Source organism: Victivallis vadensis, from assembly GCF_003096415.1.
Lineage (GTDB): Bacteria > Verrucomicrobiota > Lentisphaeria > Victivallales > Victivallaceae > Victivallis > Victivallis vadensis.
This window is the reverse complement of the sequence record NZ_QEKH01000001.1, coordinates 144,085-170,799: the sequence shown is the minus strand read 5'-3', so window position 1 is coordinate 170,799 and position 26,715 is coordinate 144,085. Positions and strand designations below refer to the sequence as shown.

Sequence of the window (26,715 nt, the reverse complement as noted above, 5' to 3'; positions counted from 1 at the left end):
GCTCCTAGCATTTCAGGTTGCGCAGGTCGAGCACCCGCTTCGCCTTTCCGGTGAAGCGTTCAAGGGTGTTGGGCTCTACCAGTTCGATGGTGAAATGAATGCCGGTGATTGATGAGATTTCTCGGCCGATCCGGTCGCGGAGCCGGTGCATCTCCTCCATCTTGTCAGAGAAATCCTGCTCGCGGATTTCGACCTTGACCACCGCCTCGTCGAGATTGCCCGGACGGGTCAGCTCGATCATGAAGTGCGGCGCGGTGCCGTCCACCCGCAGCAGCGCTTCCTCAATCTGGGTCGGGAACACGTTCACGCCGCGGATGATCATCATGTCGTCGGAACGCCCCTTGACCCGGCTCATCCGGATCGTGGTGCGTCCACAGGGGCACTGGTCGTAGTAAAGCCGCGCAAGGTCGCGGGTGCGGTAGCGGATGATCGGACACGCCTCCTTGGTCAGGCTGGTGATCACCAGTTCGCCCTCCTCGCCCTCGGCGACCGGTTCAAGGGTGTTGGGGTTCAGGCACTCGACCAGAAAATTGTCCTCCTGGATGTGCATGCCGGTGCGGGCCGCGCATTCGCCGGCGACGCCGGGGCCGATGATTTCGGAGAGACCGTAGTTGTTGAAGGCGTGGATGCCCAGCTCTTCCTCAATGGCGCAGCGCATCTCTTCCGTCCACGGCTCGCCGCCGAAGTGGGCGAACCGGAGCGCGAGGTCCCCTTTTTTCAGCCCCTGGCCCTGAATGGTTTCCGCGAGGTTCAAGGCGTAGGAGGGGGTGCAGATCAGTGTGTTGATCCCGGCGTCCTTGAGCAGCATGATTTGCCGCTGGGTGTTGCCGCTGGAGGCGGGCAGCACCGCCGCGCCGACCCGTTCGATGCCGCCGTGCAGCCCGAAGCCGCCGGTGAAGAGGCCGTAACCGAAGGAAACCTGTACGAGCTGGTCGCTGGTCAGGCCGCCTGCAACCAGGAAGCGGGCGCAGAGATCGGCCCAGAGCTTCATATCCTTTTTGGTGTAGCCGACGAAGGTCGGCTTGCCGGTGGTGCCGCTCGAAGCGTGGATGCGGGCGAGTTCGCCCCGGGGCACCGCAAAGAAGCCGAAGGGATAGGCGTCGCGGAGGTCCTGCTTGGTGGTGAACGGGAGACGCTTCAGGTCGGCGACGGTTTTGACCGAATCCGGCGAGATGTTCTTTTCCGCGAACTTGCGCCGGTAGAACGGAATCTTCTGAGCCTGTTCAATGGTGCGCCGCAGATGGGTGGCTTGGAGCTTGGTCCGGTCGGCGCGAGGCATACACTCGGCGGCCGGGTCGAAGATCCGGTTGGGAATGACGAACTGAGACATTTCTTCTGACTTCTTTGCTTGAATATATGGGTCGGCAGCGGCGAAACCGCAGCTGCCGGCCGGAGTGGTTATCGGAACAGATCGGCGGAATTGACCAGCTCGATCGGCTCATTCTTCAGGAGTTCGACGGCCTGCTCCGGATGCTCGAACCGGAACACCATCACACTCTTGTCCTCGCGGCCGAAGGTGAACGCATACATATATTCGACCGAAAGTTTGTGCTTGTCGAAAATCGTCAGGATGTCGGCGAGGCCGCCCGGATGGTCCGGCACGGTCAGCGCCAGCACGTCGGTGACTTTGACCACCAGACCGGCGGCTTCGAGCGCTTCCTTGGCCTTCTCGTACTCCTTGACCAGCAGCCGCAGGATGCCGAACTGCTGGGTGTCGGCCAGCGACAGGGTGCGGATGTTGATCCGGTTGTTCTTCAGCACCTGGCAGACCGCGCTCAGGGCGCCCGGACGGTTTTCCACGAAAAGCGACAACTGTTTGATCATCATGATACTGCCTCCTACTGGGTTGGGTCAGGCGTTGCGGCCGAGTTCAAACATTTCGATATTGAGGGCGTGCAGCTTTTCCGGCAGCCGCTCCTTGATTACGGCAAGCCAGCTTTCGTCGGCGAGTTCGAGATGCTTCGACAGCGCGCCGAGCATCATCGTATTGAGCGCTTTCGGATTGGTCAGCTTATCCATCGGCACATCGTCGGTGGTGATCAGCACGCCGCCCGCTTTGAGCTTGTGGCGGTTGACTTCAACCTGGGTCGGCTCCATCACGATCAGGAAGTCGCTTTCGCCTTCCGGAACCATCGGGCTGGCGACTTCTTTGCCGTAGCGCACTTCGCTGGAAACGGAGCCGCCGCGCTGGCTCATGCCGTGCACTTCGCTCTTTTTCACATCGAATCCGGCGCGGAACATTACTTCCGCGATGATGTCGGTGACGGTCAGCACGCCTTGGCCGCCGAGACCGGCGACGGTGATATTGACAACTTTCTGCATCTTATTTCTTCCCTTCGTAAGACTTGAGCTTGACCATCGCGAGAATGCAGGGGCGTCGGGCGATGATCACGCTGGTGTCGTTGCTCGCAAGGCGCTTCTGCACCAGCTCCTTGAATGCTTCGTAGTTCACGGTCGAGTCGATCACATCGACATTGTCCACGCCGATCCCCCTGACGACCTGTTCGATCGAAACCTGCGGGGCAGGGGTGTGGTCGAGCTTGCGGCCGGTGCCGGGATGTTCCTGCATGCCGGTCATCGCGGTGGTGCTGTTGTCGAGCACCAGCACCACGTGGCCGGTCGCGGGGCGGTTGTAAACCATTTCGACGATGCCGTTGACGCCGGTGTGCATGAAAGTGGAGTCGCCGATCACGCTGACCACGCGGCGCGCTTCGGCTTCCGGCAGCACCCGGCGCATACCGAGCCCGACGGTGATCGAGGCGCCCATGCACACGCAGGTGTCCACCGCTTCGAAGGGGGGCAGCACGCCGAGGGTGTAGCAGCCGATATCGCCGGAGACGATGCAGTTGAGTTCATGCAGCGCCTGATAGGTTTTGCGGTGGGGGCAGCCGGCGCAGAGCTGCGGCGGCTTGCCGGGGGCGGGGGCCGGTTCCGGAGTGGCGTCGCCGGCCAGCAGCCGGCGGACCCGCTGCACGTTGAGTTCGCCGAAACGGAACATCTCCGGCTTGCCCTCGACCCGGATCCCGGCGGCGTTGATTGCGTCGGCGAGGATCGGGTCACCCTCTTCGACGACCACGCAGCGTTTCACCGATTCCGCGAATTTGCGGATGGTTTCCAGCGGCAGCGGATAAGTGAAGCCGAGCTTCAGCACCGAGGCCTCCGGCGCGGCGTCGCGGACGTGCTGGAAACTGATGCCGCTGGTGATCACGCCAAGCTCACTGGAGCCTTCGATCCGTTTGACGAATTCGCCTTTTTCATTGAGTTCTTCAAGTTTGTGCAGCGTGGCGCGCAGATTCTTATGGGCGATCCGGGCGTAAGCCGGAATCATCACGTTGCTCCTGGGATCGTGGGTGAAGCTGCCGGTTTTCGGCTCCGCGATCCGGCCGCGCCGTTCGAGGATGCACTTGGAGTGGCAGACGCGGGTGGTGACCCGGAACAGCACCGGGCGGCGGTACGCTTCGGAGAGCTCAAAGGCGCGGATCAGGAAGTCATAGCACTCCTGAGAATCCGCCGGCTCCAGCATCGGCACCCCGGCCGCGATCGCATAGCGGCGGTTGTCCTGTTCATTCTGGCTGGAGGCCATGCCGGGATCGTCGGCGCTGACGATCACCAGCCCGCCGGGCGTGCCGGAGTAGGCGATCGTAAAGAGCGGGTCGGCGGCGACGTTGAGTCCGACATGTTTCATCGTGACCAGCGAACGGCCGTTCGCAAAGGCGACGCCGATGCCGACTTCGAGAGCGGTCTTTTCGTTCGGAGCCCACTGGGCGGTGCCGCCCTCCTTGCTGAATTCGTCGAGGATCTCCGAAGAAGGCGTGCCGGGATAACCGACGCCGAGGTTTACGCCGCAGTCGAAAGCGGCCATCGCGATGGCCTCATTGCCGCTCGCAAGTATTCTCTGAGTCATATAGTTTCTCCTTACCGGGTATTGATTGCTCATTTGTGGTGACAACAACCGCAATCGCAGTCGTCGCCGTGGTGGTCGTGACCGCAGCCGCCGTCGGCGAACCGGTCGGTCAGTCTGCCGATCAGCGCATCCTGGTCATCAGCGCGGAGTTCGACGGTTTCGGTAAGCCGGTCAAGCTCCGCATTGTCGGGCGTGAAGCCCGGATTGTTCAGCAGCTTCAGGATTTCGTTGAGCTGCATCGCGATTTCGGCGAGCCGGTGCATCTCGTCGTGCGGCAATTGTTCCGGCGACGCATTTTCATTCGACAGGAAGTCGAAGAAGTTGAGCCGGTCCTCGACCAGCTCCATGACGGTCGAACGCAGCGGCGCTTTCGGCTCGTCGTCATAACGGTTGTATTCGCCGGTCAGCTCCTCGAACCGGTCTTCGATGTAGTTGTAAAAGACCGCCTGCTGCCCCTCGTCGGTGAAGTTCAGCTTTTCGCGGCCGAAGGCGCGGGCGAAGAAATCCTCGAATTCCAGTTCGCGCGCGTGGCAGTTGTCGAGGATGAAACTGTCGATCTCCACCGGGGTCAGGGGCGAACCGATTTCGCGCAGCAAGGCGGCGATGTCGCCGGTTTCGCCGCGCGAGAAGGTGACGCCTTCCGGCAGGTCCGCCGCCGCATCTTCGGGAGCCTCGGACTTCCGGGCCAGCACGGTGTGCTCCTGATCGAAGTTGATTTCAATCCCGGAGGCGCGGCGCAGGAACTCGTCGTCGGAGGCGCTGTCGGCGGCGGCAGGCAGCGTGGCGCGCCCCGCGTAATGCGCCCAGCTCAATTGTTCCGGGATTTCCAGATAATTTTCAAACCGGTCGAAGACGATCCCCAGTGCGGCTTCAAAGGCTTCGACGTAGGCTTTGAGTTTGCTTTCCTGGCGATTCTCGCCGGAGAGGTAGCGAAATTCGATGATGCCGTCCTCGTAGTCGACCACCTTGCAGAGCAGCGCGTCACCGACGCTGAACCGGTGCTTTTTGAAGAAGACGGAGAGGTCGAAGGTGTTCAGCGTGACCATATCGCCCGGCTGCGCCGAGTTGCGGATGCGGCTGTTGGCCGGGGAATCCGCGACGAAGAAGTCGAACACCTGCTCCGAACCGAGCAATAGATGGTAGTGGAACACCTGTGACAGCGGCGCGGTGACCTCCTTTTTCGGAACCGGCTGGCCGTCAGCATCGATCAATTTGACCTCCGACGGGAAGATTTCCGGGTTCACGAACGGGGCGAAACGGTGGCCGGGGAACAGCATGTCGTTTTCAATCTCCCAAGCGTCCGGCGTGATCAGGAACTCCCGGTTGCGGAAAAATTCACTGCGCAGCTGGAAGTTCCCTTTGCCGTCCGAGAAGAAACGGCCGTCGCCGTCGACGGTGCGTTCAACCCGCCCCTGCAGGGTCTGGGATTTGCCGGCGCTGATCGCTTTCAGCAGCTCCGCCATCGTGAATTTGCCGTCGGGGGCTTCGGCGAGCACGGTTTCGATCGCCGTTTCGATCGCGGAAATGGGAATGTTTTTATCCGCCATAATTCACCCCCGCGATTTTGGAGAGCCGTTCGTACAGGAACTGACGGACGTGGATTTCGAGGTCCGCCTGTTCGAAAGTCTTGAGTGTATCGACGGTAACCGCATCGGCAAGGCTGAACTGGCCGCTGCGGGTGCGCCGCAACGCCGCCAGCGTACCGCCGCAGCCGAGCTTTTTACCGGCGTCCGAGCAGAGCGTCCGCACATAGGTGCCCTTGGAGCAATGCAGCGTGAAATCGCAGAACGGCAGTTCGCAGCGGGTCACATCGAGGCTGAAAATGGTGATCGGTTTGCTTTCACGCTCCACTTCGACTCCCTGGCGGGCGAGTTCGTAGAGCTTCTTGCCGTCTTTCTTGACCGCCGAAACCATCGGCGGGGTCTGCATCTGTTCGCCGACGAAGCCGGCGAGGGTGGCGCGAAGCTGCTCCTCGGTCACGCCGGACCAGTCGTGTTCGGCGGTCACTGTGCCGTCAAGGTCGCAGGAATCGGTTTCAAGCCCGAGTTGCAGCGTCGCTTCGTAAATCTTGTCCTCGCCGCTGAATTTAGAGCTCAGCTGAGTGAATTTGCCGAGCACCAGCACAAGCAGGCCGGTGGCGGCCGGATCGAGCGTGCCGCAATGTCCGACCTTCGGCACGTTGAAACGGGCGCGCACGAAATTCACCACATCGAAACTGGTCCACTCCTTCGGCTTGTCCACCAGCAAAACGCCGCTGGTCTGGAAGGGGGGCAGATGGTGTTTTCGGGAGTTGTATCGCATTCGATGATCCTTCAAAAAAGCTATGGTTCCGGGACGGGACGCAGCAGACCGGTCACTTTGTCCAGCAGTACGGCTTCCACCGCCGCCGCGTCAGGCAGCGCGAGGGTGATTCCGGCAGCCATGTCATGACCGCCGCCGCCCAGGCTCCGGGCAATGGGGCCGACCGGGAATTCGCGCAGCTTGCTGCGCATCGACACCTTGTAGGAGTCGTTCTTGCGGTAGATCAGCGCAGCGACGACCGTGCCGTCGATTTCGCGGAGCAGGTCGATCAGCCCCTCGCCGTCGCGCATGTCGAAATCGTACTTTGCGAACAGCTCCGGCGGGATCGAGGCGTAGGCGTATCTGCCGTCCAGCGCGGTTTTCACACAGCTCTGCAGCAGCTCCGCTTCGAACTGCTGCTGGCGGCGCGGCTTGCTGAAGTAGACCGCGTTGACCACCCGCTCGCTGTCGGCCCCCGCGTCGAGCAGGTCGGCGGCGAGACGCAGCGTCTTGCCGGTGGTGTTGGTGAAACGGAAGCTGCCGGTGTCGGTCAGGATGCCGAGATACCAGAGCGTCGCCGCTTCTACCGGAATGGCTTTGCCGGTCGCCTGCGCCAGCTCCACGGCGATTTCACTGGCGGCGGAGGCGGTGCTGTCGATGTAATTATAAGGCGCGCCGACGTTGTTGCCGACGTGGTGGTCGATGTTCAGGAGATTCCGGCTCCGCAGGAAATCGGCGTCCAGCGCCGGACCGCAGGCGATGCGTTCGGCGTTGGCGCAGTCGAGCAATACGATCAGATCGTAGTTCCGTTCGGCTTCCTGCCGGGAAAGCGCGGTCAGCACCGGTCCCGCGAAGGAACGGTACCGCTCCGGGAGCGGGGAGGGGAACAATGCATCCGCCTGCTTGCCGAGGTTTCGCAGGAAACTGCGCATCCCCAGCACCGAACCGAGCGCATCCCCGTCCGGCTTCTGGTGCGCCAGAACGAGAATGCGCTGATGCCGCAGCAGAAAGCCGGCGGCTTCCTCCAGGCTGACGCTCTTACTCATGCTTGTTGTGATTCTCCACTTCATTCAAAAGCTCAAAGACCCGGTCGCCCTTTTCAATGCGGGTGTCGAGCCGGAAATCCAGCACCGGAGTGTGTTTGAAAGCGAGCGTCCTGGCCAGCTTGCGCTGGAAATCGAGGCGCTGTTCGCCGAGTTCGTTCATCACCTTGCGGCGGGCGGCGTTGTCGCCGCCGAAAATGCTGACGTAGACCGTCGCATTGCGCAGATCCACGCTGGTGTTGACCTCCGTGACGGAGACCAGCATACCGGGAGCCGTGATCAGTCCGCGTTCGATCGCATTGGCGATCTCGCGTTTGAGCAGCTCGTTCACACGGGTTAACCGATCGACCTTTTCAGCCATGATCTTACCCTTTCATCCGTTAAAAAAAGGAGACCTCAGAGGGTCGCCTTTTTGAGTTCGATATCGTACAGCTCGATCTCGTCGCCTTCGATGAAATCATTGAAGTTGTCGAGACGGATGCCGCATTCGAGGCCGGCCTTGACCTCCTTCACGTCGTCCTTGAAACGGCGCAGACTGGCGACTTCGCCGTTGTAGATCAGCTCTTTGCTGCGGCGGACGCGCGCCTTGGCGCCGACGTGGACGGAGCCGGATTCCACCATGCAGCCGCAGATTTTCGGCCCCTTGGAGAGTTCGATCACCTGCAGGATCTTGGCGGTGCCGATCGGTTTTTCGCGCTTTTCCGGCTCCAGCTTGCCCGCGAGCGCGTCGGTGATGTCTTCAAGCAGCTCGTAGATGATGCTGTAAAGGCGGATTTCGACGTTCTGCTTCTTGGCCATGTCGTTGACGCCGGGATTGACCCGGACATGGAAACCGACCACCAGCGAATTGGTCGCCGCAGCCAGCGAAATATCGTTTTCGGAGATCGGGCCGACCGCGCAGGAGATCACTTCCGCCTTGATTTTCTCGGAGGGGAGCTGGGCGAGCGACTGGGTGATCGCTTCACCGGAACCGCGCACGTCGGATTTGATGATGATATTGAGCGTGTTGCGGTCCTCGCTGTTCAGTTTGCTGAACAGGTCCTCGGCGGTGGCGATCGAACTGGTCGCGAGCATGTGGCCGCGCTTTTCGGCGACCCGGTTGGCCGCTTCGGCGCGCGCCGCCTTTTCCGATTCGAAAATCTCCAGCGGGTCGCCCGCATCCGGGACGCCGGAAAGACCGACGATCTTGACCGGGGTACTCGGGCCGGCGGACTTCACGCGCTCGTTCTTGTCGTTGATCAGGGTACGGATTTTGCCGTAGCTTTCGCCGCAGAGCACCACGTCGCCGACATGGAGGGTGCCGTCCTGAATCAGTACGCTGGCGGTCGGCCCGAGGCCGTTTTCCAGCTGCGCTTCGAGGACGATGCCCTGGGCCGCGCGCTTCGGGTTGGCCTTGAGTTCAAGCATTTCCGCTTCCATCAAGATGCGTTCGAGCAGGTCGGGCAGCCCCTGGCCGGTCTTGGCCGACACCGGCACGGTGCCGACTGTGCCGCCCCAGTTCTCACTGGTGAGACCGTGCTGCTGCATGTGGAGCAGCACCTTGTCCGGGTCGGCGTCCGGCAGGTCGATCTTGTTGATCGCCACGATGATCGGCACCTTGGCCGCCAGCGCCTGATTCATCGCTTCGACGGTCTGGGGTTTGAAGCCTTCCGTCGCCGCCACGACCAGCACCACGAGGTCGGTCGCGTTGGCGCCGCGGGCCCGCATGTTGGTGAAAGCCGCGTGTCCGGGGGTGTCGATGAACGTGATGCCCTTGCCCTTGTAGCTGACGGTGGAGGCTCCGATATGCTGGGTGATCGCGCCCGCTTCCTTGTCGGTGACGTGGGTGTGGCGGATCGCATCCTGCAATGAAGTCTTGCCGTGGTCGACATGTCCCATGAAAGTGACCACCGGGGGGCGTTCCTTCAGAAAGGCGGGATTGTCTTCCGGTTTCGGTTTGGGAGCGGCGGCGGGGGCTGCCGGTTTGGGCGGCTGGCCGATCACCAGTTCGATCCCATAATTTCTGCAGAGTTTTTTCGCATTCGCTTCGCTGATCGGCTGATTGATGCCGGCGAGCTCTCCGAGCTTGATCAGGTCGGTAATCAGTTCGTTCGGTTTTTTGCCGACCGCTTCAGCCAGCGTTTTCACGATGATCGGCGCGGGCAGCGTCAGTTTGCCGTCGACCACCGCCGAACTCGCCGCCGGAGCGGAAGAAGTTGTGGACGGTTTCTGCGGCTGCGGACGGTTTTTACTGCCGCGGCCGGGTTCCTCTTTTTTCGTGGAAGAAGCCTTCTTGGGGCCTTTTTTGACTGTTTTCTTATCGACGGGAGCCTCCGCTTCCTGTTCGAACAAATCGGCGAAGTACGCCTCGACCAGTTCGACCATATCGTCCGGAATCACGCTGTTTTCGGCCTGCGGGGTCTCGATCCCCTGGCCGGCCAGTTCTTCGATGATCTCTTTCGCGGATACGCCGTACTGTTTGGCGATCTCTTTAACTTTCAATTCCTTACTCACAATAATTCTCCTGCGCGTTCATAATGTGTCAGCCGTTCAGGCGTTCGAGGGCATTTTGCATTTCCGCCGTGTCGATGCCCTCGATTTCCAGCAGTGCTTCGGGATCGGCCGCCTTCACTCCGTCCACTGTTACATATCCGTTGTTGACCAGCAGTCCGGCGGTTGCCTCACTGACTCCGATCGCTTCCGCCAGCTTCTGCGCCGCGATTTTCAGCTGCTCGCCGATGGAGTGACCGGCCTCAGCGCCGCGCTCTTCTTCGTTGCGGATGTTGATGTTCCAGCCGATCAGCTTCGAGCAGAGCCGGACGTTCTGCGCTTTCTTGCCGAACGCGAGCTTGGACTGTTCGTCTGTGACCCGCACGATCAATTCGTGCTTCGCTTCGTTGACCTCGACCGACTGCACCTTGGCCGGCAGCAGCGCGTTGGTCGCATACTTGCGGATGTCCGCGTCGTACGGCACGATGTCGATCCGCTCGTTGCCGAGCTCGTTGGTGATGTTGCGCACCCGCTGGCCGCGCATTCCGACACACGCTCCGACCGGGTCGACACGCGGATCGGTGCTCATCACCGAAATCTTGGTCCTCTTGCCCGCCTCGCGGGCGATGCCCATGATCTTGACTACGCCGTCGTGGATTTCCGCGATTTCGCGTTCGAAAAGCCGGGTTACGAATTCGGGGCAGCTGCGCGACACGATCAGGCTCGGGCCTGCGGTGTTGATGTCGACGCGCAGCAGCAGCGCCCGGATGATGTCGCCGGGCATGTACTGCTCATCGTGGATTTTCTCCTTGGAGGGCATGATCCCTTCGGCTTTCTGGAAGTCGATGATGATGTTGCCCGCTTCGAATCGGCGGACGGTTCCGCTGATGATCTGGCCGATCCGGTCGGCGAACTCCTCCTGCACGTTCTCCTTTTCCGCCTTGCGGAGCTGCTGCACGATCGCCTGGCGGGCGGTCTGGGCGGCGATGCGGCCGAAGTTGCGCGGAGTGACCTCCCACTCGACCTTTTCGCCGAGCTGCACGTCGGGGAAACGTTCGCGGGCCCGGGCGATCACCAGCTGGTCGCAGGTCGGATTTTCCTCGACCACTTCCAGCGTCGCCCACGCCTGGATCTGCCCGGTGACCGGGTCGATCTTCACTTTCAGTTCGCTGGCCGGGTGGATGCTTTTGCGCGCCGCGGTCAGGATCGCGCTTTCCAGCGCCTTGATCAGGCTGTCGCGGCTGATTCCGCGTTCCTGCTCGATATATTCGAGAATCGTAAGTAATTCGTTAGCCATCAGAAACCTCCATTGCTTGCCGCCGGGGGATCAAACCCCGGTCGTTCCTCTTCAATCCTACTATAACCGGTTTTTCCAAATGTGACAGAAAAGAAAAAAGCGGGTAAACCGCACCCACTTTCACGCCACCGGTTCCTACCTATTAATTTACGTTGGTAATATAGACTCGGGTTCCGGTTTTATCAAGCCCCCGGGCGATTTTTTCCACATTAAAACGGCTGTTCCTTGAATGAGGAGGCAAAGAATGCTATATTACATGCTTTCAGGAAAGAAAAAATATGAACAATTCCGAACAACCCGTGATTGCGGTCATCGGCCTCGGCCTGCTCGGCGCGTCGCTTGGAATGGCGCTGCGCGGCGGAGCATACCGCCGCTCCGGCTGGACCCGCCGTCCCAATATCCGGCGCTGGGCGCTCGACTGCGATGTGCTCGACGAAACCTGCGACGATATCGAAAGCGTGCTGAACCGGGCCGACCTGACGCTGATCGCGTTGCCGATCCCCGAAATCCTGCATTATCTGAAACAATATGCGCATGCGTGGCGTCCCGGGACGGTCGTGACCGATCTCGGCAGCGTGAAATCCTGTGTGATGGAAGCGGCGGCGGAGCATCTGGCTCCGCGCGGCGTGCATTTCGTCGGCAGTCATCCGATGGCCGGAACCGAGAAGTCGGGGCCGGAGTCGGCGTTCCCGGAGCTTTACGGCAATGCGGATGTGTTCGTGTGCCCGTTCCCGGATTCCCCGGCTTTCGCCGTGGAGCAGGTTGAGGCGTTGTGGCGGTCGATCGGCACGCGCACCACCCGGATCGACGCGAAACGGCACGACGATCTGGTCGCGCACACCAGCCATGTGCTGCATATCGTTGCATCGGCGCTGGCGCTTTCGGTGCTGGGAGCGCCGGATGCGCAGACCCGTGCCGAGCGGTTCGCCGGGTGTGCGACCGGCTTTCGCGACACCAGCCGCATCGCATCGAGCAACCCGTTGATGTGGCGGGAGATCGTGGAGCACAACCGTCCCGCCGTGCTGGCGGCAATGCGGGATTTCGAGGAAAAGTACGACAGTTTCAAACGGATGATCGAATCCGGGGATTTCGACCGCTTCGAGCGTGAATTCGCGCAGGGCAAGCTGCTGCGCGACAGCTGGGTGGAATACAAGAACAGATAGGTCAGTGAAAATGGCGAATGAATTGGCGATTCGGGTGGAAAACGCGTCGGTCTATCTCGGCGGGCGTGAAATCATTCATGATATGAACTGGCGGGTCGAAAAGGGCGGCCGCTGTTTCATTCTCGGTGCGAACGGCGCGGGCAAGACCACGCTGGTCAAGACCCTGATGGGATATGCGTGGCCGAAGTTCGGCGCGACGGTCGAGGTGCTGGGCAACCGGTTCGGGCGGACCAATCTGGTGGAACTGCGCAAGAAAATCGCGTGGGTCAGCCCCTGTATGCAACAGTTCACCGAAACCGATTGGACAGGGCTGGAGATGGTGCTCTCGGGCATCGACGGCACGCTGGGGCTGTTCCGCAAGCCGCTGCCGGAGGAGGTCGATCAGGCGAAGGCGCTGATGAAGCGGTTCCGCTGCGACCATCTGGCGGACCAGCAGATCTTCACGATGTCCAGCGGCGAGCAGGTGAAAATCCTGATCGCCCGCGCTCTGCTGACCAGGCCGGAGCTGGTGATCCTCGACGAGCCGAGCGTCTATCTGGATATGGCCGGGCGCGAGTTCCTGCTCGGCGAGATCGAACATATCGCGAACACATTGCCGGAGGTCACGATCGTATTCATCACGCAGCGGATTGAGGATATCCTGCCGGTGTTCGACTGCGGCATGATTCTGGCGCACGGCAGAATCGTCAGCTCCGGGAAGCGCGAGGAGATTCTCGACGAAGAGCATCTCTCCAGCGCGTTCGGAATGCCGATCAAACTGATCAGGAACAAGAAGGGCCGTTTCTGGGCGGTGTTGGAGTAGAAGGATGAAATCGAAGACGCCGGGGCGGCTGCTCCGGCGTCTTTTTGAATTCGGAGAAGTATGGCGATGTTGGATTTGAAAAAGACGGCGGAACGCTACGAGCGGGAACTGACCGACGCGATCGCTCCTTTCTGGGCGGAACACGCGGCTGATCCGGTCCACGGCGGTTTTTACACGAACCTGTGCCGGGGCGGGGCGGTGTTCGATCCCGGGAAAAACGTCTGGATGATGTGGCGCGACATTTATATGTTTGCGAAAATGTGCAATGTCGGATTCGGCAAGCCGGAATACGCCCGGCTGGCGGAGCAGGGCTTTGACTTCTGCGTACGTCATGCGCGCGGCGGGGACGGGCGTTACCGTCTGTACGTGGCGGCGGACGGCGGGGAGGAAGGTGCCGGTTTTCCGATGTTCCGGGCGATGGCGGACGTATATGCGGCGATCGCGTGTGCGGAACTGTACCGGCTGAATCCGAAAGAGGAGTACCGGCGCGAAGGGTTTTCGGCGCTGCGTGTTTATGAGGAGTCGATGCGCGGCGGCGGTTCCGGCAAACGGTTCATGCCCGCCGGCGCGAAAGAGCTGGGAGCGTACATGCACATCGTCTACGCCGCGGCGGAACTGTTATCGGCCTGCGGCGACGAGGACGGGTATTGCAGCGGGCTGATCAGGGAGGCGCTCGCGGAAATTCCGAGGTTCCGTCACCCGCAACTGCGGCGCTGGCTGGGAATGCGCGGGGCAGACGGGGAGTTCGATCTCGCTACTTCGATGGGGCGCATGATCGCGACCGGGCACGGTTTTGAAGTGATGTGGTTCGCGGGGTATGCGGCGGAGATCGTCGGCGACGCGGAGTTCCTGAAGCGGATTCCGGCGTGGACGCGGGAGGTCTGCGGCTATGCGTTCGACCGGAAGTACGGCGGGCTTTTCAGTATGCAGGACGCGCTCGATCTGCCGTGCTGCATGCCGGGGGCGGGCACGAAGCAGTGGTGGACCCATACCGAGGCGCTGCTGGGGCTGGCCTACTCCTATAAACTGACGCTCGATCCGTGGTTTCTGGAGCGGTTCGCGGAGGTGGACGAGTGGACGTGGCGGAACTTCCGCGATCCCGACTTCCCGGAATGGTTCGGGGCGGTGGCTCCGGGCGGCGAAGTGTTGTGCGACGCCAAGGGAACTCCGGCGAAGGCGTTTTTCCATTTGCCGCGCTGTTTATGGTTCTGCGCGAAGTGGCTTCGCGAGGCGGCGGAAATGGCTGAACGGGAAAAAAGTGAGAAAAAGTCCGGTCCGGCTTGTTGATATTTGAGGCAGCCGGATTATATTATCGCGTTCTGTTGTTGATTTTGGAATAAAGTTTTAACATATAAAGATCCAAATAACCAACCAAAATGGGAGTCGAAACTGTGAGTTATACCGTACTCGTGTTCGTCAAACAGGTTCCGGATACCCAGAACATTTCCGGCGACGCAATGACGCCGGAAGGTACCGTGAACCGGGCCGCCCTCCCGGCGATCTTCAATCCCGAGGATTTGAATGCGCTGGAACTGGCCCTGCAGCTCAAGGACCGCTACGGCGTCCGCGTGGTCGTCGCGACGATGGGCATGCCCGCCGCCGCCGAAGTCCTCCGCCAGTCGCTCTACCGCGGCGCGGATGAGGCGATCCTGGTCACCGACCGGGCGCTGGCAGGCGCGGATACGCTGGCGACCAGCTACACGCTGAGCTGCTGCGCGAAGAAAGTCGGCAAGGTCGACCTGATCCTCTGCGGCCGTCAGGCCATCGACGGGGATACCGCGCAGGTCGGTCCGCAGATTGCGGAAAAGCTGGCGATGCCGCAGATCTGCTACGTCGAGGACGTGCTTGAGTTCGGCAACGGCAGGATCGTCGCGAAGCGCGCGATCGACGGCGGCTACGAAGTGCTGGAGGCTCCGCTCCCGGCGCTGCTGACCGTGATCGACTCCAACGATCCGCGCCCGATGAACGCGAAAAAGATCATGAAATTCAAGCGCGCCCGCACCGCGTCGGAGGTCGCCAAGGCCCACTCCAACTCCAATTACACCGACGGGCAGACCGTCGATGACGAGTTGAAGAAGCTGGAAGAAGCCGGACTGCTGATCAAAGAATACAGCGCCGCCGATATCGGTGCCGATCCGGCCCGGATCGGTTTCCCCGGTTCTCCGACCAAGGTCAAGCAGGTGATGAGCGTCGTGCTGACCGCCAGCGAAGCGAAATCGGTGCCCGCGACCGCCGAAGGCGTCAGCCTTCTGATTCACGAACTTATTAGCGATCACACTCTGGGGTAAGCAATCATCATGGCTGAAAAAATTGGAAATGTCTGGGTTTTCATCGAGCAGGAAGCGGGCAAGATCGCTGACGTGAGCCTCGAACTCGTCTGCAAGGGCCGCGAACTGGCCGCGCAGCTGGGTGTGAAAACGGAAGCTGTTCTCCTCGGAGACAATGTGGCCGGCTGCGTCGACACCCTCTTCGCCTACGGCTGCGACAATGTGTTCCTCGCCGAGGATTCGCGGCTGGAGCCTTTCACCGTGCTGCCCTATGCGAAGGTGATCATGGATCTGATCCGGGCGCACAAGCCGAACATTCTTCTCTTCGGCGCGACCCTGAAGGGGCGCGAGCTCGCGCCGCGCGTCGCTTCCGAAAAACTCGGCGGACTGACCGCCGACTGCACCGACCTGCGGATCGACGACTTCGAGGACAAGAAGAACAACAAGAGCTACACCAACAAGCTCATGCAGATCCGTCCGGCGTTCGGCGGCAACATCATCGCGACCATCGTGAACACCTGGGACGATCCGCAGATGGTGACCGTCCGCGAGGGCGTGATGAAGCTCGACGAACCCGACTTCGGCCGCAAGGGCACTGTGACTCCGGTCGAGGTGAAGCTCACTGACGCCGAAACGGTGATCAAGGTTCTGGAGCGGGTCCGGGCCGACAAGGAAGTCGATCTCAAGGGCGCGCAGATCATCGTCGCCGGCGGCTACGGCGTCGGCAGCAAGGCCAACTTCAAGCTGATCTACGATCTGGCCGAGGCGCTCGGCGGCGAAGTCGGCGCATCGCGCGCCGCGGTCGACGCGGGCTGGATCGACCACGATCATCAGGTCGGCCAGACCGGCGTGACCGTGCGTCCGCGTCTCTATATCGCCTGCGGCATCTCCGGCTCGATCCAGCATTGCGCGGGCATGTCGGAGTCCAAGAAGATCATCGCGATCAACACCGACCCGGGCGCGCCGATTTTCAGCGTCGCGCACTATGCGATCGTCGGCGATCTGAACACGGTGATTCCGCAAATGATCAAAGCCTTCAAGGCCAAAGCGTAAGGGACTGATTCGATTATGGCTAACTTTTTCAAAGACAATGCGGATTTGATGTTCACGCTCAACAACCTTGAACTGGCCGAAGTCGCCAAACTCAAGGAAGAGGGCTACAAGTTCGCTCAGGAATTCGACAACGCTCCGGCGGATTTCGCCGACGCGCTGGACAACTACAACCGCGTGCTCGAAGTCGTCGGCGAAATCTGCGGCGACCGCATCGAGCCGCGCAGCCGCACCGTGGACGCCGAAGGTCCGCATTTCGCCGACGGCGTGGTCACCTACCACCCGCTGACCGTGCAGAACCTGAACGACCTCAAGCAGGCCGGCGTGATGGGCGTGATGCTCGACCACAAATTCGGCGGCCTGAATTTCCCGGTTTCCGTCTATACGATGATGACCGAAATGGTCTCCCGCGCCGATGGTTCGCTGCAGAATATCTTCGGCTTGCAGGACATCGCCGAAACCATCAACTTCTTCGGCAGCGATGAGCAGAAGGAGAAGTATCTGCCGGGCTTCGCTTCCGGCGAATACGACGGTTCGATGGACCTGACCGAGCCGGATTTCGGTTCCGACCTCCAGTCGGTCCGCCTCCGTGCGTGGCAGGATGAAAAGACCGGCCAGTGGTATCTGAACGGCATGAAGCGCTTCATCACCAACGGCTGTGCGAAGGTGCACCTGGTGCTGGCCCGTTCCGAGGAAGGCACTTCCGATGGCCGCGGACTGTCGATGTTCATCTGCGAAGCCTGCCCGCAGCTGGTGGTGCGCCGCATCGAGAACAAGCTCGGCATCCACGGCGTCGCGACCACCGAGCTTCAGTACAATGACGTGCCGGCCGTGCTTTGCGGCAAGCGCCGTTTCGGCCTGATCAAGTATGTGATGAGCCTGATGAACGGCGCCCGCGTCGCGATCAGCGGACAGGCGATCGGTATTGCGGAAGCCGCCTACCGCGAAGCTCGCAAGTATGCCGCCGAGCGCATGCAGTTCAAGAAGTCGATCGACCAGTTCCCGGCGATTTATGATATGCTTGCCGGCATGAAGGTCAAGCTGACCGCCGCCCGCGCGCTGCTGTATGAAACCACCCGCGTGGTCGACCTGCGCAACGGTTATACGCATCTGGTGGAACACGGTGAAAACGTTTCCGCCGATGATCGCGCCAAGCAGAAGTATTACAACAAGGTTGCGGCGGTGCTGACCCCGATGTGCAAGGCGCTGGCCACCGAAATGGCGAATCAGGTCGCGTATGACGCGATCCAGATTCACGGCGGCACCGGCTTCATGAAGGACTTCAATGCCGAGCGCTTCTACCGCGACGCGCGCATCACCAATATCTACGAGGGCACCACCCAGCTTCAGGTCGTGGCGGCCATCGGCGGAGTGATCCAGCGCGACAACGACGTGCGGATTCAGGAGCTCGCTTCGCTGGACTACACCGGCAAGCTGGCCCGGCTGCGCGACACGGTGATGAAGCTGCACGCCCGCCAGCTTGAGGCGGTGAAATTCGTCGCCGAGAAGAAGGACCCGGCCTATCACGACCTGATGGCCCGCAGCCTGGTCGAGATGGAAACCTACATTTTCGTCGGTTTGCTGCTGCTGCGCGATGCGATGAAGTGCGAAGATCGTGCCGCGATCGCCGAACGCTTCATCCTCGATGCGGTTCCGGAATTTGAAAAGCGTTTCATGCGCGTGACTTCCGGCGATGTGACGCTGATCGACAACAAGCGCGATATCATCGACTATTGATTCCGGTATCGACAGTCGGAAATGTGAAATAATTGCGGCGGAACGCATCGTCTGGATGCGTTTCGCCCGCCGATTTTCAGAAAAGAGGTAAAATCATGAACAATGCGTATCTGGCGAGAGCCAAAAAAATGATCCCGGACCCGCAGATCCTGTCGGTGGTGGCCGCGAAGCGCGCCAAGCAGTTGGCGATCGGCGGGGCCCGTCCGATGATCAAATGCGACTCCGAGAACCTGATCGACGTGGCGTTGCTCGAAATCGCCGAGGGGCTGTTGAGCTATGAATTCGGCACACCGGGCGAAATCGCTTCCGGGCTGCCGGTGGTGGCGGACGGGTCGGAACCGGCTGAAATTCCCGTGGACGGCGAATAAGACGCCGCCGATGAAATCCGAGGAATCCCGTACAGAGCGATCTGGCGGGATTTTTGTGTGAATGAACTGAAATTGGGAGAATGAAAGAATGGGTAAACCCGTGGTCGCCGTCCTGATGGGCAGCAAAAGCGACCTGCCGATCCTGCAGGGCGCGTTTAAAGTGTTCGATAGTTTCGGAGTGGAGTTCACCGCCCGGGTGCTTTCGGCGCACCGGACTCCGGTGGAGGCGATGGAGTTCGCCGCCGGTGCGGAAGCCGCCGGAATCAAGGTGATCATCTGTGCCGCCGGCATGGCCGCCCACCTCGGCGGCGTGGTCGCCGCGCATACCACGCTGCCGGTGATCGGTCTGCCGGTCGCGAGCGAGCCTTTCAACGGCCTGGATGCGTTGCTGGCGATGGTCCAGATGCCTCCCGGCGTGCCGGTCGGTGTGGTCACCGCGGGCAAGGCGGGCGGCAGGAACGCCGCACTGTATGCGGTTTCGATGCTGGCGCTGGGCGATGCGGAATTGGCGGCGAAGCTGAAGAAATTCCGCGAAGATCAGGCGAAGATCGTGCTCTCCGCCGATGCGGAACTCCAGGAAGAACTGAAGGAACGGTAAAACTCCGCGGCCGGGAAGGGGGGGGCGAATGATGGATGTCAACATGTTCATCGGAATGGTGGTGCAGTTTTTCTTTCTGCTGACGCCGTTTTTTGTACTGTCGCTCTTCGTGTCGCTGACTTCCGGAATGGAATTGCCGAGGCAGCGCAAGCTGGCGGTTCGCACCACGCTGGCGGTGATGACGATCGTATTGATCATCTATCTGCTCGGCGACCGGATTTTCGGATATCTCGGCATTTCGCTGGACGCATTCCGGATCGGGGCGGGGCTGGTGCTGCTGCTGAGCGGCATCGAGGTGGTCCGTTCCTCCGGCACGCCCTCCGGCACCCGCCAGTGTGACGACGACGGCGATATCGCCGTCGTGCCGCTGGCGATTCCGTATACGGTCGGCCCCGGCACGATCGGCACGCTGCTGACCATGGGCGCGTCGGCGGACTCCGCCCGGCTCCGCGTCACCCAGATCGCGGGGATCGTGATCGCGGTGCTGATCATGGGGCTGCTGCTCTATTTTTCGGCGGCGCTGGAGCGTCTGCTGAAGAAGAAGGGGCTGAATATCCTGAGCAAATTGACCGGCCTGTTTCTGGCGGCGCTCGCTTCCCAGTTGATTTTTACCGGAATCCGCAACATCATGTTCGGGGGAATGCAATGAAGGTTTATATTTTCTGCGACATCGAAGGGATCAGCGGCATTGCCGGCGGCTGTTATATCGACAACTCCCGGCCGGAATTGCTCGCCGCGGCGCGTCGTTTCATGGCGGGTGATATCAACGCCTGCGTCGAGGGCTGTTTCCGGGCGGGTGCCGATGAGGTTGTGGTCCGGGACGGGCACGGCAGCGGCTTCAATGTGACCTGCGAGATGATCGATCCCCGGGCCGATCTGGTGCAGGGCGTTGCGCCGCGCTGCCGTTTTCCCGGCGCGGAAGGAGCCGATGCGATGATTCTGCTCGGTTATCACGCGATGGCCGGAGCCGCCGGAGCGGTGTTGGAGCACTCTTACTCGGCGGCGGGATTCCAGACGCTCCGCTTCAACGGCCGCCCGGTCGGAGAGATCGGCCTCGACATTCGGATTGCGGCCGAGCACGGCATTCCGGTGGTGATGGTGAGCGGCGACGACAAAGCCTGCCGCGAGGCGGAGGAGTGGCTGCCGGGAGTGACGACCTGTCAGGTCAAGACCGGGTATGACACCCATTGTGCGCGGCTGATCGCGCCGGAACGGGCTCACCGGCTGATCGCCGAACGGACGACGGAGGCGCTGCGGCGGCGCACGTCGGTCCGGATGCCGGAGCTGGAATATCCGGTGACGTTGCGCTGGGAGCTGGTGGAACGTCATGCCGTTCCGACCGGGCCGGATGTGACGGTAATCGACGCCCGGACCTATGAGAAGAGCGGTGATTCGGTGGAAAAACTGCTGATCTGGTAATTGAAGGTGAAATTATGAAAAAGTATCTGTTCATCGAGTATCCGAAGTGCACCACCTGTCAAAAGGCGAAGGCGTTTCTGGACGCGGCCGGAGTCGAGTATCAGGACCGGCATATCGTCGAAGCCAACCCGACAGCGGAGGAGCTGGCAAAATGGGTGGCCGAAAGCGGCCTGGAGCTGCGCAAATTTTTCAATACGAGCGGTCTGAAGTACAAGGCGCTGGCGTTGAAGGAGAAGCTCCCGGCGATGTCCGATGCGGAAAAGCTCGCGCTGCTGGCTTCCGACGGGATGCTGGTGAAGCGCCCGCTGCTGATCGGCGGCGGCAAAGTGCTGGTCGGGTTCAAACCGGCGGAGTGGGAAGCCGCCCTGAAATGAATGGAGCGGTATTGCGTCCGGCGGCGGAGGGGGACTTTGATTTCATCCGCACGCTGGATTGTCATATTTCGGACGTTGAGCTTCGCCGCAAAATTGCGGCGGGGCTCGTTCTGCTTATTGCGGACGGCAGCCGGCGCTGCGGCGTGTTGCGCTGGGGGCTGTTCTGGGACAACACGCCGTTTCTGAACCTGATCTGTCTTGCGGAGCCTTTCCGGCGGCGCGGCCTCGGCAGCCGGGCGCTGGCTGAATGGGAAGAAGCGCGCCGCCGGGCCGGTTACAAACTTGTTTTGACTTCCACGCTGTCGAACGAGGAGGCGCAGCACTTCTACCGCCGTCGCGGCTACCGCGACTGCGGCTGTCTGCTGCTGCCCGGCGAGCCGAATGAACTGCTGCTGCTGAAGGAACTGGACGCGGAAGAACGGAAAAGCGTCGCGGAGAAGTCTTAAAAAACTATCACTTCCTCATAAAAAAACAACGGATTTTTGTGGCGGCTCCGGTTATATTGATGCCGTAAAACAACAACCGGGAGGAAGGTCGATGAATTTCGGAGTCCAGTATTACCGTGCCCCGTTTCCCGATGCGAAGCATTGGGAGAGTGATTTCAAAAAGATCCGGGAGTCCGGCTTCAACACCGTCCAGCTCTGGATCAGCTGGGGATGGGTCGAGGCGACGCCGGACCGTTTCGTCTATGACGATTACGACCGGCTGGTCGAACTGGCCGCAAAGCATCGGCTCGGCGTGGTTCTGAGCACCATTGCCGAAATCCAGCCCAACTGGATTCACCGGCTGGTTCCGGGCAGTGAAATGGTCGACAATTTCGGTCATAAGGTGGTGTCAAGCGCGCGCGGGGAACACCATTTCGGAATCACCCCCGGTGGCTGTACCGACCATCCCGGCGTGTGGGAGAGGATGGCCCGCTTCATCGAAACGACCGGCAGGCGCTACGCCGGGCTTGATCATTTGCGCGGCTGGGACATCTGGAACGAACTGCGCTGGAACGTCAACGCCGATGCGCTGGTCTGCTTTTGTCCGCACACGCTCGCCGCATACCGGTGCTGGCTGGAGAAGCGATTCGGTTCGCTGGAAGGGCTGAATGAGGCGTGGAAGCGCCGCTATGCGTGCTGGGAAGATGTGATGCCCGGCAAGCTGCCCGACCGGCCTTATACCGAACTGATGAGCTTTCAACACTTCCTGACCTGCCGGGCCGATGAGCACGCCCACAGGCGGTACGGAGTGATGCGCGCTGTCGACCCTGTGCATTTGATCACCGCGCACGGAGCCTGTCCGAGCGCGCTGTATTCCGGCGATCCCGGCACCTATCCGGTCGACCGGGGCAACGACTGGTTCCTCGCGGACGCGCTCGACGGAATCGGCTGTTCGAGCTTTCCGCAATGGTTCGATGTGGACGACGCCGATTTCGGGCTGCGGATCGATATGGTCAAGTCCGCAGCCCGCGGCCGCAAAGTGTGGCTCAGCGAATTGCAGGGGGGCCGGGCGGCGGTCGGCTTCAACACCTACGGCGTGGTCCGGGCGGCGCAGCAGCAGCGCTGGCTGTGGAACGGGCTGGGCTGCGGCGCGGACACCATCCTTTTCTGGTGCTGGCGCGACGAGGTGTTCGGGCGCGAATCCGCCGGTTTCGGCATCTCCGGCCGCGACGGCTGCGCGGAGGAACGGCTGGCCGCAACCCGCGTGACCGGGGAGTTGTGGGAGCGGTACGCGGAGCTTTTCGACCATTACGTGCCGGACCGCGCCGAAGTCGGATTGCTGTTTTCGCCGCAGAGTTACTATCTCGGCTGGGCGCAGGAGGGGAGCGGCGACCGCATCCGCGACGGCCTGGCCGGTTACGGCCGGGCGCTGACCAGAAGCTCGATTCCGCTGCTGTTCGTCGAGGAGGAGCACCTTGATGCGCTCGACGGTTTGAAGGTGCTGTTCCTGCCCCGGGTATTGGTGACCGATCCGGTGACGGAGACGGCGCTGATCCGCTTTGTGGAACGGGGCGGTACGTTGGTGTGCGAATCGGAGTGCGGCGCATTCGACAGCGCCGGATTTTACCGTTATCCCGAGGAGCGTTTCCTCGCCCGGTTCGGCATCGTCGAAACGGGGCGGCGCAATCTGGAAGCGGAGGCGGTGGATTTTCAGTACAATGGCCGGAGTTACCGGCTCGGCGTGGAGCAGTGGATGACCCCGCCGGAAAAAGAGCCGGAAGGACAGCTTTGCCGGACGGTTTCATACGGTGCCGGCCGGGTGGTTTATCTGGGCAGTTATCCGGGAAATGCCTGCGGCCGGAGCTGGAATCCGGAATTTGAGGCGCTGCTCCGCGATATCGTGACCGACTCCGGCGTGGTGCCGCCCGTCGTGGTGCGTGAGCCGTTGCCGGGTAAGGAACGGTTCGTCTATCTGAAAAGCGGCAGGTCGCAGGGGAAAAGCCTGCTCTTCGTCTTTTTCCCGCCGGATGTGCAGGAAGCGGAGATCGCCGTCGGGCCGGAGCTGTTTCCGGGAAATCGCGCCCGCGAACTGTTTTCCGGATCGGAGACGGAACTTGCGGCGGGGGGAGATGGCCGGACCATGCGGCTGAAGCCGGGCCGTTTCCAGTTGGCGGTCTACACGGACGCACTTGTGTGACAAATCGGTTTCCGGGCCTTGTTTTTCCGGATTCTTCCCGTATAGTAGGAAAAAACAGGAGACTGGAATGGAAAAGCTGATTATCGATACCGATTTTGAAACCGATTGTGACGACGCCGGGGCGTTGGCGATTCTGCACGGCCTTGCCGATCGCGGTCTGGTCGAGCCGCTCGGAATTGTCGCAAGCGTGAACTCCTGCTGGCCCGCCGCCGGAGTACGCGCGCTGAATCTCGCTTTCGGGCGGCCGGAACTGCCGGTCGGCTGCAATTTCGATTGCCCCGACACATTCGCCTACCGGCTGCACCGGGAGAACCATATCCCGCAGCTCTATCATTGGAAGCTCGTGCAGCGCCGCCCGGAGGCTTCGCCCGGAAGATTCCGGCCGGAGGAGGCGGTGGCGCTCTACCGGCGGCTGTTGGAAACCGCCCCCGACCACAGCGTGACGATCTGCGCGATCGGGCTGCTGTCGTCGCTGGCGGCGCTGCTGGAATCGGGCGCTTCGGAGCTGATCCGGCGCAAGGTGAAGCTGCTGGTCACAATGGCGGAGGCAATGCCCCCGGAAAGCAGCGGCGGTTTCAACTGGGAAATGAACCGGCGGGCCGCCGGCCGGGTGCTGAACCACTGGCCCGGCGAAATCGCAGTCAGCCCGATGGGGCGGAAGATCTTGACCGGCGCTTTTCCCTGCGCGGACAACGAACGCGGCGATTTCCTGCGGACCGCCTACTCGAAAATGGGAGGCGGCGACCCGAAATTCCTGCGTCCGAGCTGGGACCATATCGCGGTGCTGTTCGCAGCCGGGGCGCTCGGCGAGCTGGCCGGAGTCTCCCGCGCCGGAACGCTCCGTTATGACTCTGTCGCCGGTCTCGCCCGGTGGCGGGAGGAGGCCGGCGGCAACGTCCGCTTTCTCGAACAGCGTGCGAGTGATGACCGTTTCGCCCGTTTCATTCAGGAATGGATGGCCGCAAGCTGCCGTTGAGCGGGCAGGGTTTCCAGAAAAGCCTCGTAGCCGCGTCGCGACAGATGTTCGGCGGGCTGCCAGCGCGGGCAGTAGATTTGGCAGAGCCACCCCTCCTCCTCGGGGGAACGGGTGAGCTTGTGCGGCGACCGCTGTAGTTCCCGGTTGACGCCGAGCTGGAATCCCTCCAGCGGGGAGCGGATGTCATGGAGGAGACCGGAAGATTCCAATGAAGCAATCGGCACGCCGGGAAAAAGCAGGCGGCTTTCCGCCGGGAATTTCAAAACTGCATCCTCCCGGAACCGGGAAGCCGCATAGGCCGTCAGCCCCAGAATCACAATGCCGTCCTCGTAATCAAGCCACAGATGGTCTTGGGTAAAAACTCGCATGGAACCTCCAAATCATATAATGAGTTATGGCGTTCAGCTATGACCGTCCATTGTTTCCCTTCTTTTCAGAATAACACGAAATGATGGAAAAACAAGAGGGAAAACGGCAATATTTTTGAGTTTTTCGCGGAGAATGCGGAAAATGACCGGCAGACCGCTTATTGGGCGCGTTCGATCACGAAGACGCAGCCGACCGCGAACAAATTCGGCCAGGCGGCGGTCAGCAGCGGAAAGGAAAAGCCGATCGGAATCTCCTGCACGATCCGGATTCCGAGGTGTTTGCAGAGCCGCCGGAAGTCGCGGATGGTGCCGAGGTGGATGTTCGGCGTATTGTACCATTGATACGGTATCTGGGTGGTGCGCGGCATCGAACCGGCCAGCATCAATTGCCAGCGGCAATGAAAATGCCCGAAGTTGATGAAACTGACCGCGCCGCGCTTGCCGACCCGGACGAGGCGGCGCAGCAGGCGGTCCGGCCGGCGCATCTGCTGCAGCGTCTGCGACAGGATCACCAGGTCGAAAGAACCGTCCTCGGCGAAATCGAGGTCGTCGTCGAGGTCGCTCTGGATCACCGGCACGCCGTTGGCGATGCACTTGGCGATTTCAACCTGACTGATCTCCATGCCGAGCACTTCGGCGCCGCGTTTTTCGCGCAGCATTTTCAGGAAGATGCCGTCGCCGCAGCCGAGGTCGAGCACCCGGTGGCCGGGATCGACCAGCCGGGAGATGACTTCGAGGTCGGGACGGGCTTTGAGGTCGAGGTAAAGGGATTCAACCACGGTTCGCCTCCAGTCGGTTGTGCAGGAAGTCGCGGATCATGCCGCCGAGGATATCCACTTCCAGCAGGAATGCGTCATGGCCATAGCCGGACTCGATTTCGCAGAACGACACGTTGCAGCGGTTTTTCAGCAGCGCATTCACGATTTTGCGCGATTCGGAGGTCGGGAAGAGCCAGTCGCTCGAAAACGAAACCACCAGCACCGCCGCCTTCACCGGCTCGAACGCCTTCGCCAGATCGCCGCCGGCGCGGGCCGCGAGGTCGAAATAATCCATCGCGCGGGTAATGTAAAAGTAGCTGTTCGCGTCGAAACGTTCCACGAACCGGCGGCCCTGATGCTCCAGATAGCTTTCCACCGCGAAGTCGCGCCGGAAATTGAAGGAGTAGGAGTCGGCGTCCTGCAGCTCCCGCCCGAACTTGCGGTTCATCGACTCCTCGGAGAGATAGGTGATGTGCGCCAGCATCCGGGCCGCCGCGAGGCCGCGGTCCGGCACGTGGTCGGCGGAGTAGTTGCCGTTGTTCCAGTTCGGATCGTACTTGATCGCCTCGCGGCCGACCCAGTTGAACGCGATGCTCTGGCTGGAGAGCTGGCTGGTGGTCGCGATCGGAATCACGCTGTCCACGAGGTCGGGGTAATTGATCGCCCACTCCATCGCCTGCATTCCGCCCATCGAACCGCCGACCACCGACAGGAACTTTTTAATTTTCAAATGTTCCATCAGGTATTTCTGGGCGCGGACCATGTCGCGGATCGTGATGACCGGGAAGTCGAGGTTGTAGGGATTGCCGGTATCCGGGTTCACCGAACGCGGCCCGGTCGAACCGGCGCAGCTGCCGAGCACGTTGCTGCAGACGACGAAATAGCGGTTGGTGTCGATCATCTTGCCGGGGCCGATCATATCGTCCCACCAGCCGGGTTTCTGGTCGGCGGGAGTGTGGCGGCCGCAGACGTGGGCGTCGCCGGAGAGGGCATGGGTGATCAGCACCGCGTTGGAACCGTCCGGGGCGAGTTCCCCGACCGTTTCGTAACGGATGTTCACCTGCTTGAGGCTCCGCCCGCAGTCGAGCTGCAGCGGTTCAGGCAGTTGAAAGTTTTGCGGCTTTACGATCAACACTTCGGCATCTCCCCAAGGTAAAATCATACAAAAACCTTATAATATACCATTGAGAGACGCTTTTTGCAATGGAATCCCGAAGTTT

Annotated in this window: 27 protein-coding genes; 14 read left to right on the top strand and 13 right to left on the bottom strand. The window is 61.2% G+C overall.

Going from position 1 to position 26,715, the window contains the following annotated elements:
- Window positions 1–4: 4 nt before the first annotated feature.
- The 10 genes from C8D82_RS00760 to nusA all read right to left on the bottom strand — a co-directional run bounded on the left by C8D82_RS00760 (window position 5) and on the right by nusA (window position 10,993).
- Complete coding sequence (locus tag C8D82_RS00760; protein ID WP_116882348.1) at window positions 5–1,330, bottom strand: phenylacetate--CoA ligase family protein; 1,326 nt, start codon at window positions 1,328–1,330, stop codon at window positions 5–7.
- Window positions 1,331–1,398: 68 nt separating this feature from the next.
- Entirely contained in the window at window positions 1,399–1,827 is a 429-nt protein-coding gene (locus tag C8D82_RS00755; RefSeq protein WP_116882347.1) for an ACT domain-containing protein, read from the bottom strand.
- Window positions 1,828–1,851: 24 nt separating this feature from the next.
- A complete protein-coding gene (locus C8D82_RS00750; RefSeq protein WP_116882346.1) occupies window positions 1,852–2,322 on the bottom strand; it encodes an indolepyruvate oxidoreductase subunit beta in 471 nt (156 codons plus the stop codon).
- 1 nt (window position 2,323) lies between these two features.
- Complete coding sequence (locus C8D82_RS00745) at window positions 2,324–3,904, bottom strand: thiamine pyrophosphate-dependent enzyme (protein ID WP_116882345.1); 1,581 nt, start codon at window positions 3,902–3,904, stop codon at window positions 2,324–2,326.
- A 29-nt stretch (window positions 3,905–3,933) separates the two neighbouring features.
- Window positions 3,934–5,451 carry a hypothetical protein gene (locus tag C8D82_RS00740; RefSeq protein ID WP_116882344.1) on the bottom strand — a complete coding sequence of 506 codons (1,518 nt, stop codon included), beginning with the start codon at window positions 5,449–5,451 and terminating at the stop codon, window positions 3,934–3,936.
- Window positions 5,441–6,205 carry a tRNA pseudouridine(55) synthase TruB gene (gene truB, locus C8D82_RS00735; RefSeq protein ID WP_116882343.1) on the bottom strand — a complete coding sequence of 255 codons (765 nt, stop codon included), beginning with the start codon at window positions 6,203–6,205 and terminating at the stop codon, window positions 5,441–5,443. Before truB ends, C8D82_RS00740 begins: the two co-directional genes overlap by 11 nt.
- A 20-nt stretch (window positions 6,206–6,225) precedes the next feature.
- Window positions 6,226–7,230 carry a DHH family phosphoesterase gene (locus tag C8D82_RS00730; RefSeq protein WP_165832739.1) on the bottom strand — a complete coding sequence of 335 codons (1,005 nt, stop codon included), beginning with the start codon at window positions 7,228–7,230 and terminating at the stop codon, window positions 6,226–6,228.
- Window positions 7,223–7,588, bottom strand: a complete 366-nt coding sequence (gene rbfA / locus C8D82_RS00725) for a 30S ribosome-binding factor RbfA (RefSeq protein ID WP_116882341.1) — start codon at window positions 7,586–7,588, stop codon at window positions 7,223–7,225. Before rbfA ends, C8D82_RS00730 begins: the two co-directional genes overlap by 8 nt.
- Before the next feature lie 35 nt (window positions 7,589–7,623).
- On the bottom strand, window positions 7,624–9,720 hold the full coding sequence (gene infB / locus C8D82_RS00720; RefSeq protein WP_165832738.1) for a translation initiation factor IF-2: 2,097 nt from the start codon (window positions 9,718–9,720) through the stop codon (window positions 7,624–7,626).
- Window positions 9,721–9,748: 28 nt separating this feature from the next.
- The gene (gene nusA / locus C8D82_RS00715; protein ID WP_116882339.1) at window positions 9,749–10,993 is read right to left on the bottom strand and encodes a transcription termination factor NusA; all 1,245 of its coding nucleotides are present in this window, start codon (window positions 10,991–10,993) and stop codon (window positions 9,749–9,751) included.
- 278 nt (window positions 10,994–11,271) lie between these two features.
- Between nusA and C8D82_RS00710 the strand changes: the two genes are divergently transcribed.
- The 14 genes from C8D82_RS00710 (at window position 11,272) to C8D82_RS00645 (ending at window position 24,369) form a co-directional block, all read left to right on the top strand.
- Window positions 11,272–12,156: a prephenate dehydrogenase gene (locus C8D82_RS00710; RefSeq protein ID WP_116882338.1), complete on the top strand. Its 885-nt coding sequence runs from the start codon at window positions 11,272–11,274 to the stop codon at window positions 12,154–12,156.
- Between the two features lie 10 nt (window positions 12,157–12,166).
- Window positions 12,167–12,958, top strand: a complete 792-nt coding sequence (locus C8D82_RS00705; RefSeq protein ID WP_116882337.1) for an ABC transporter ATP-binding protein — start codon at window positions 12,167–12,169, stop codon at window positions 12,956–12,958.
- Window positions 12,959–13,018: 60 nt separating this feature from the next.
- On the top strand, window positions 13,019–14,245 hold the full coding sequence (locus C8D82_RS00700) for an AGE family epimerase/isomerase (RefSeq protein ID WP_116882336.1): 1,227 nt from the start codon (window positions 13,019–13,021) through the stop codon (window positions 14,243–14,245).
- A gap of 104 nt (window positions 14,246–14,349) precedes the next feature.
- A complete protein-coding gene (locus tag C8D82_RS00695) occupies window positions 14,350–15,246 on the top strand; it encodes an electron transfer flavoprotein subunit beta/FixA family protein (RefSeq protein ID WP_116882459.1) in 897 nt (298 codons plus the stop codon).
- 21 nt (window positions 15,247–15,267) lie between these two features.
- On the top strand, window positions 15,268–16,278 hold the full coding sequence (locus C8D82_RS00690; protein WP_116882458.1) for an electron transfer flavoprotein subunit alpha/FixB family protein: 1,011 nt from the start codon (window positions 15,268–15,270) through the stop codon (window positions 16,276–16,278).
- Window positions 16,279–16,293: 15 nt separating this feature from the next.
- A complete protein-coding gene (locus tag C8D82_RS00685; RefSeq protein ID WP_116882335.1) occupies window positions 16,294–18,012 on the top strand; it encodes an acyl-CoA dehydrogenase family protein in 1,719 nt (572 codons plus the stop codon).
- 95 nt (window positions 18,013–18,107) lie between these two features.
- Window positions 18,108–18,380 (top strand): DNA-directed RNA polymerase subunit omega, encoded by a 273-nt coding sequence (gene rpoZ, locus C8D82_RS00680; RefSeq protein WP_116882334.1) that lies wholly within the window; start codon window positions 18,108–18,110, stop codon window positions 18,378–18,380.
- An 88-nt stretch (window positions 18,381–18,468) separates the two neighbouring features.
- Entirely contained in the window at window positions 18,469–18,978 is a 510-nt protein-coding gene (gene purE / locus C8D82_RS00675) for a 5-(carboxyamino)imidazole ribonucleotide mutase (protein ID WP_116882333.1), read from the top strand.
- A gap of 28 nt (window positions 18,979–19,006) precedes the next feature.
- Window positions 19,007–19,627 carry a MarC family protein gene (locus tag C8D82_RS00670; protein WP_206212576.1) on the top strand — a complete coding sequence of 207 codons (621 nt, stop codon included), beginning with the start codon at window positions 19,007–19,009 and terminating at the stop codon, window positions 19,625–19,627.
- A complete protein-coding gene (locus C8D82_RS00665; protein WP_116882332.1) occupies window positions 19,624–20,397 on the top strand; it encodes a M55 family metallopeptidase in 774 nt (257 codons plus the stop codon). The genes C8D82_RS00670 and C8D82_RS00665 overlap by 4 nt, the downstream gene beginning before the upstream one ends.
- A 14-nt stretch (window positions 20,398–20,411) precedes the next feature.
- Window positions 20,412–20,771: an arsenate reductase family protein gene (locus C8D82_RS00660; protein WP_116882331.1), complete on the top strand. Its 360-nt coding sequence runs from the start codon at window positions 20,412–20,414 to the stop codon at window positions 20,769–20,771.
- On the top strand, window positions 20,768–21,217 hold the full coding sequence (locus C8D82_RS00655) for a GNAT family N-acetyltransferase (protein ID WP_116882330.1): 450 nt from the start codon (window positions 20,768–20,770) through the stop codon (window positions 21,215–21,217). Before C8D82_RS00660 ends, C8D82_RS00655 begins: the two co-directional genes overlap by 4 nt.
- A gap of 91 nt (window positions 21,218–21,308) precedes the next feature.
- On the top strand, window positions 21,309–23,393 hold the full coding sequence (locus C8D82_RS00650) for a beta-galactosidase (RefSeq protein ID WP_116882329.1): 2,085 nt from the start codon (window positions 21,309–21,311) through the stop codon (window positions 23,391–23,393).
- Window positions 23,394–23,460: 67 nt separating this feature from the next.
- The gene (locus C8D82_RS00645; protein ID WP_116882328.1) at window positions 23,461–24,369 is read left to right on the top strand and encodes a nucleoside hydrolase; all 909 of its coding nucleotides are present in this window, start codon (window positions 23,461–23,463) and stop codon (window positions 24,367–24,369) included.
- On the opposite strand, the gene C8D82_RS00640 is transcribed toward C8D82_RS00645, so the two are convergent.
- The 3 genes from C8D82_RS00640 to metX all read right to left on the bottom strand — a co-directional run bounded on the left by C8D82_RS00640 (window position 24,339) and on the right by metX (window position 26,657).
- Window positions 24,339–24,737 carry a glycine cleavage system H family protein gene (locus C8D82_RS00640; protein ID WP_116882327.1) on the bottom strand — a complete coding sequence of 133 codons (399 nt, stop codon included), beginning with the start codon at window positions 24,735–24,737 and terminating at the stop codon, window positions 24,339–24,341. The two genes, C8D82_RS00645 and C8D82_RS00640, sit on opposite strands and share 31 nt — an antisense overlap.
- Window positions 24,738–24,895: 158 nt before the next feature.
- Window positions 24,896–25,516, bottom strand: a complete 621-nt coding sequence (metW, locus tag C8D82_RS00635) for a methionine biosynthesis protein MetW (RefSeq protein ID WP_116882326.1) — start codon at window positions 25,514–25,516, stop codon at window positions 24,896–24,898.
- A complete protein-coding gene (metX, locus tag C8D82_RS00630; RefSeq protein ID WP_116882325.1) occupies window positions 25,509–26,657 on the bottom strand; it encodes a homoserine O-acetyltransferase MetX in 1,149 nt (382 codons plus the stop codon). Before metX ends, metW begins: the two co-directional genes overlap by 8 nt.
- Window positions 26,658–26,715: the final 58 nt, after the last annotated feature.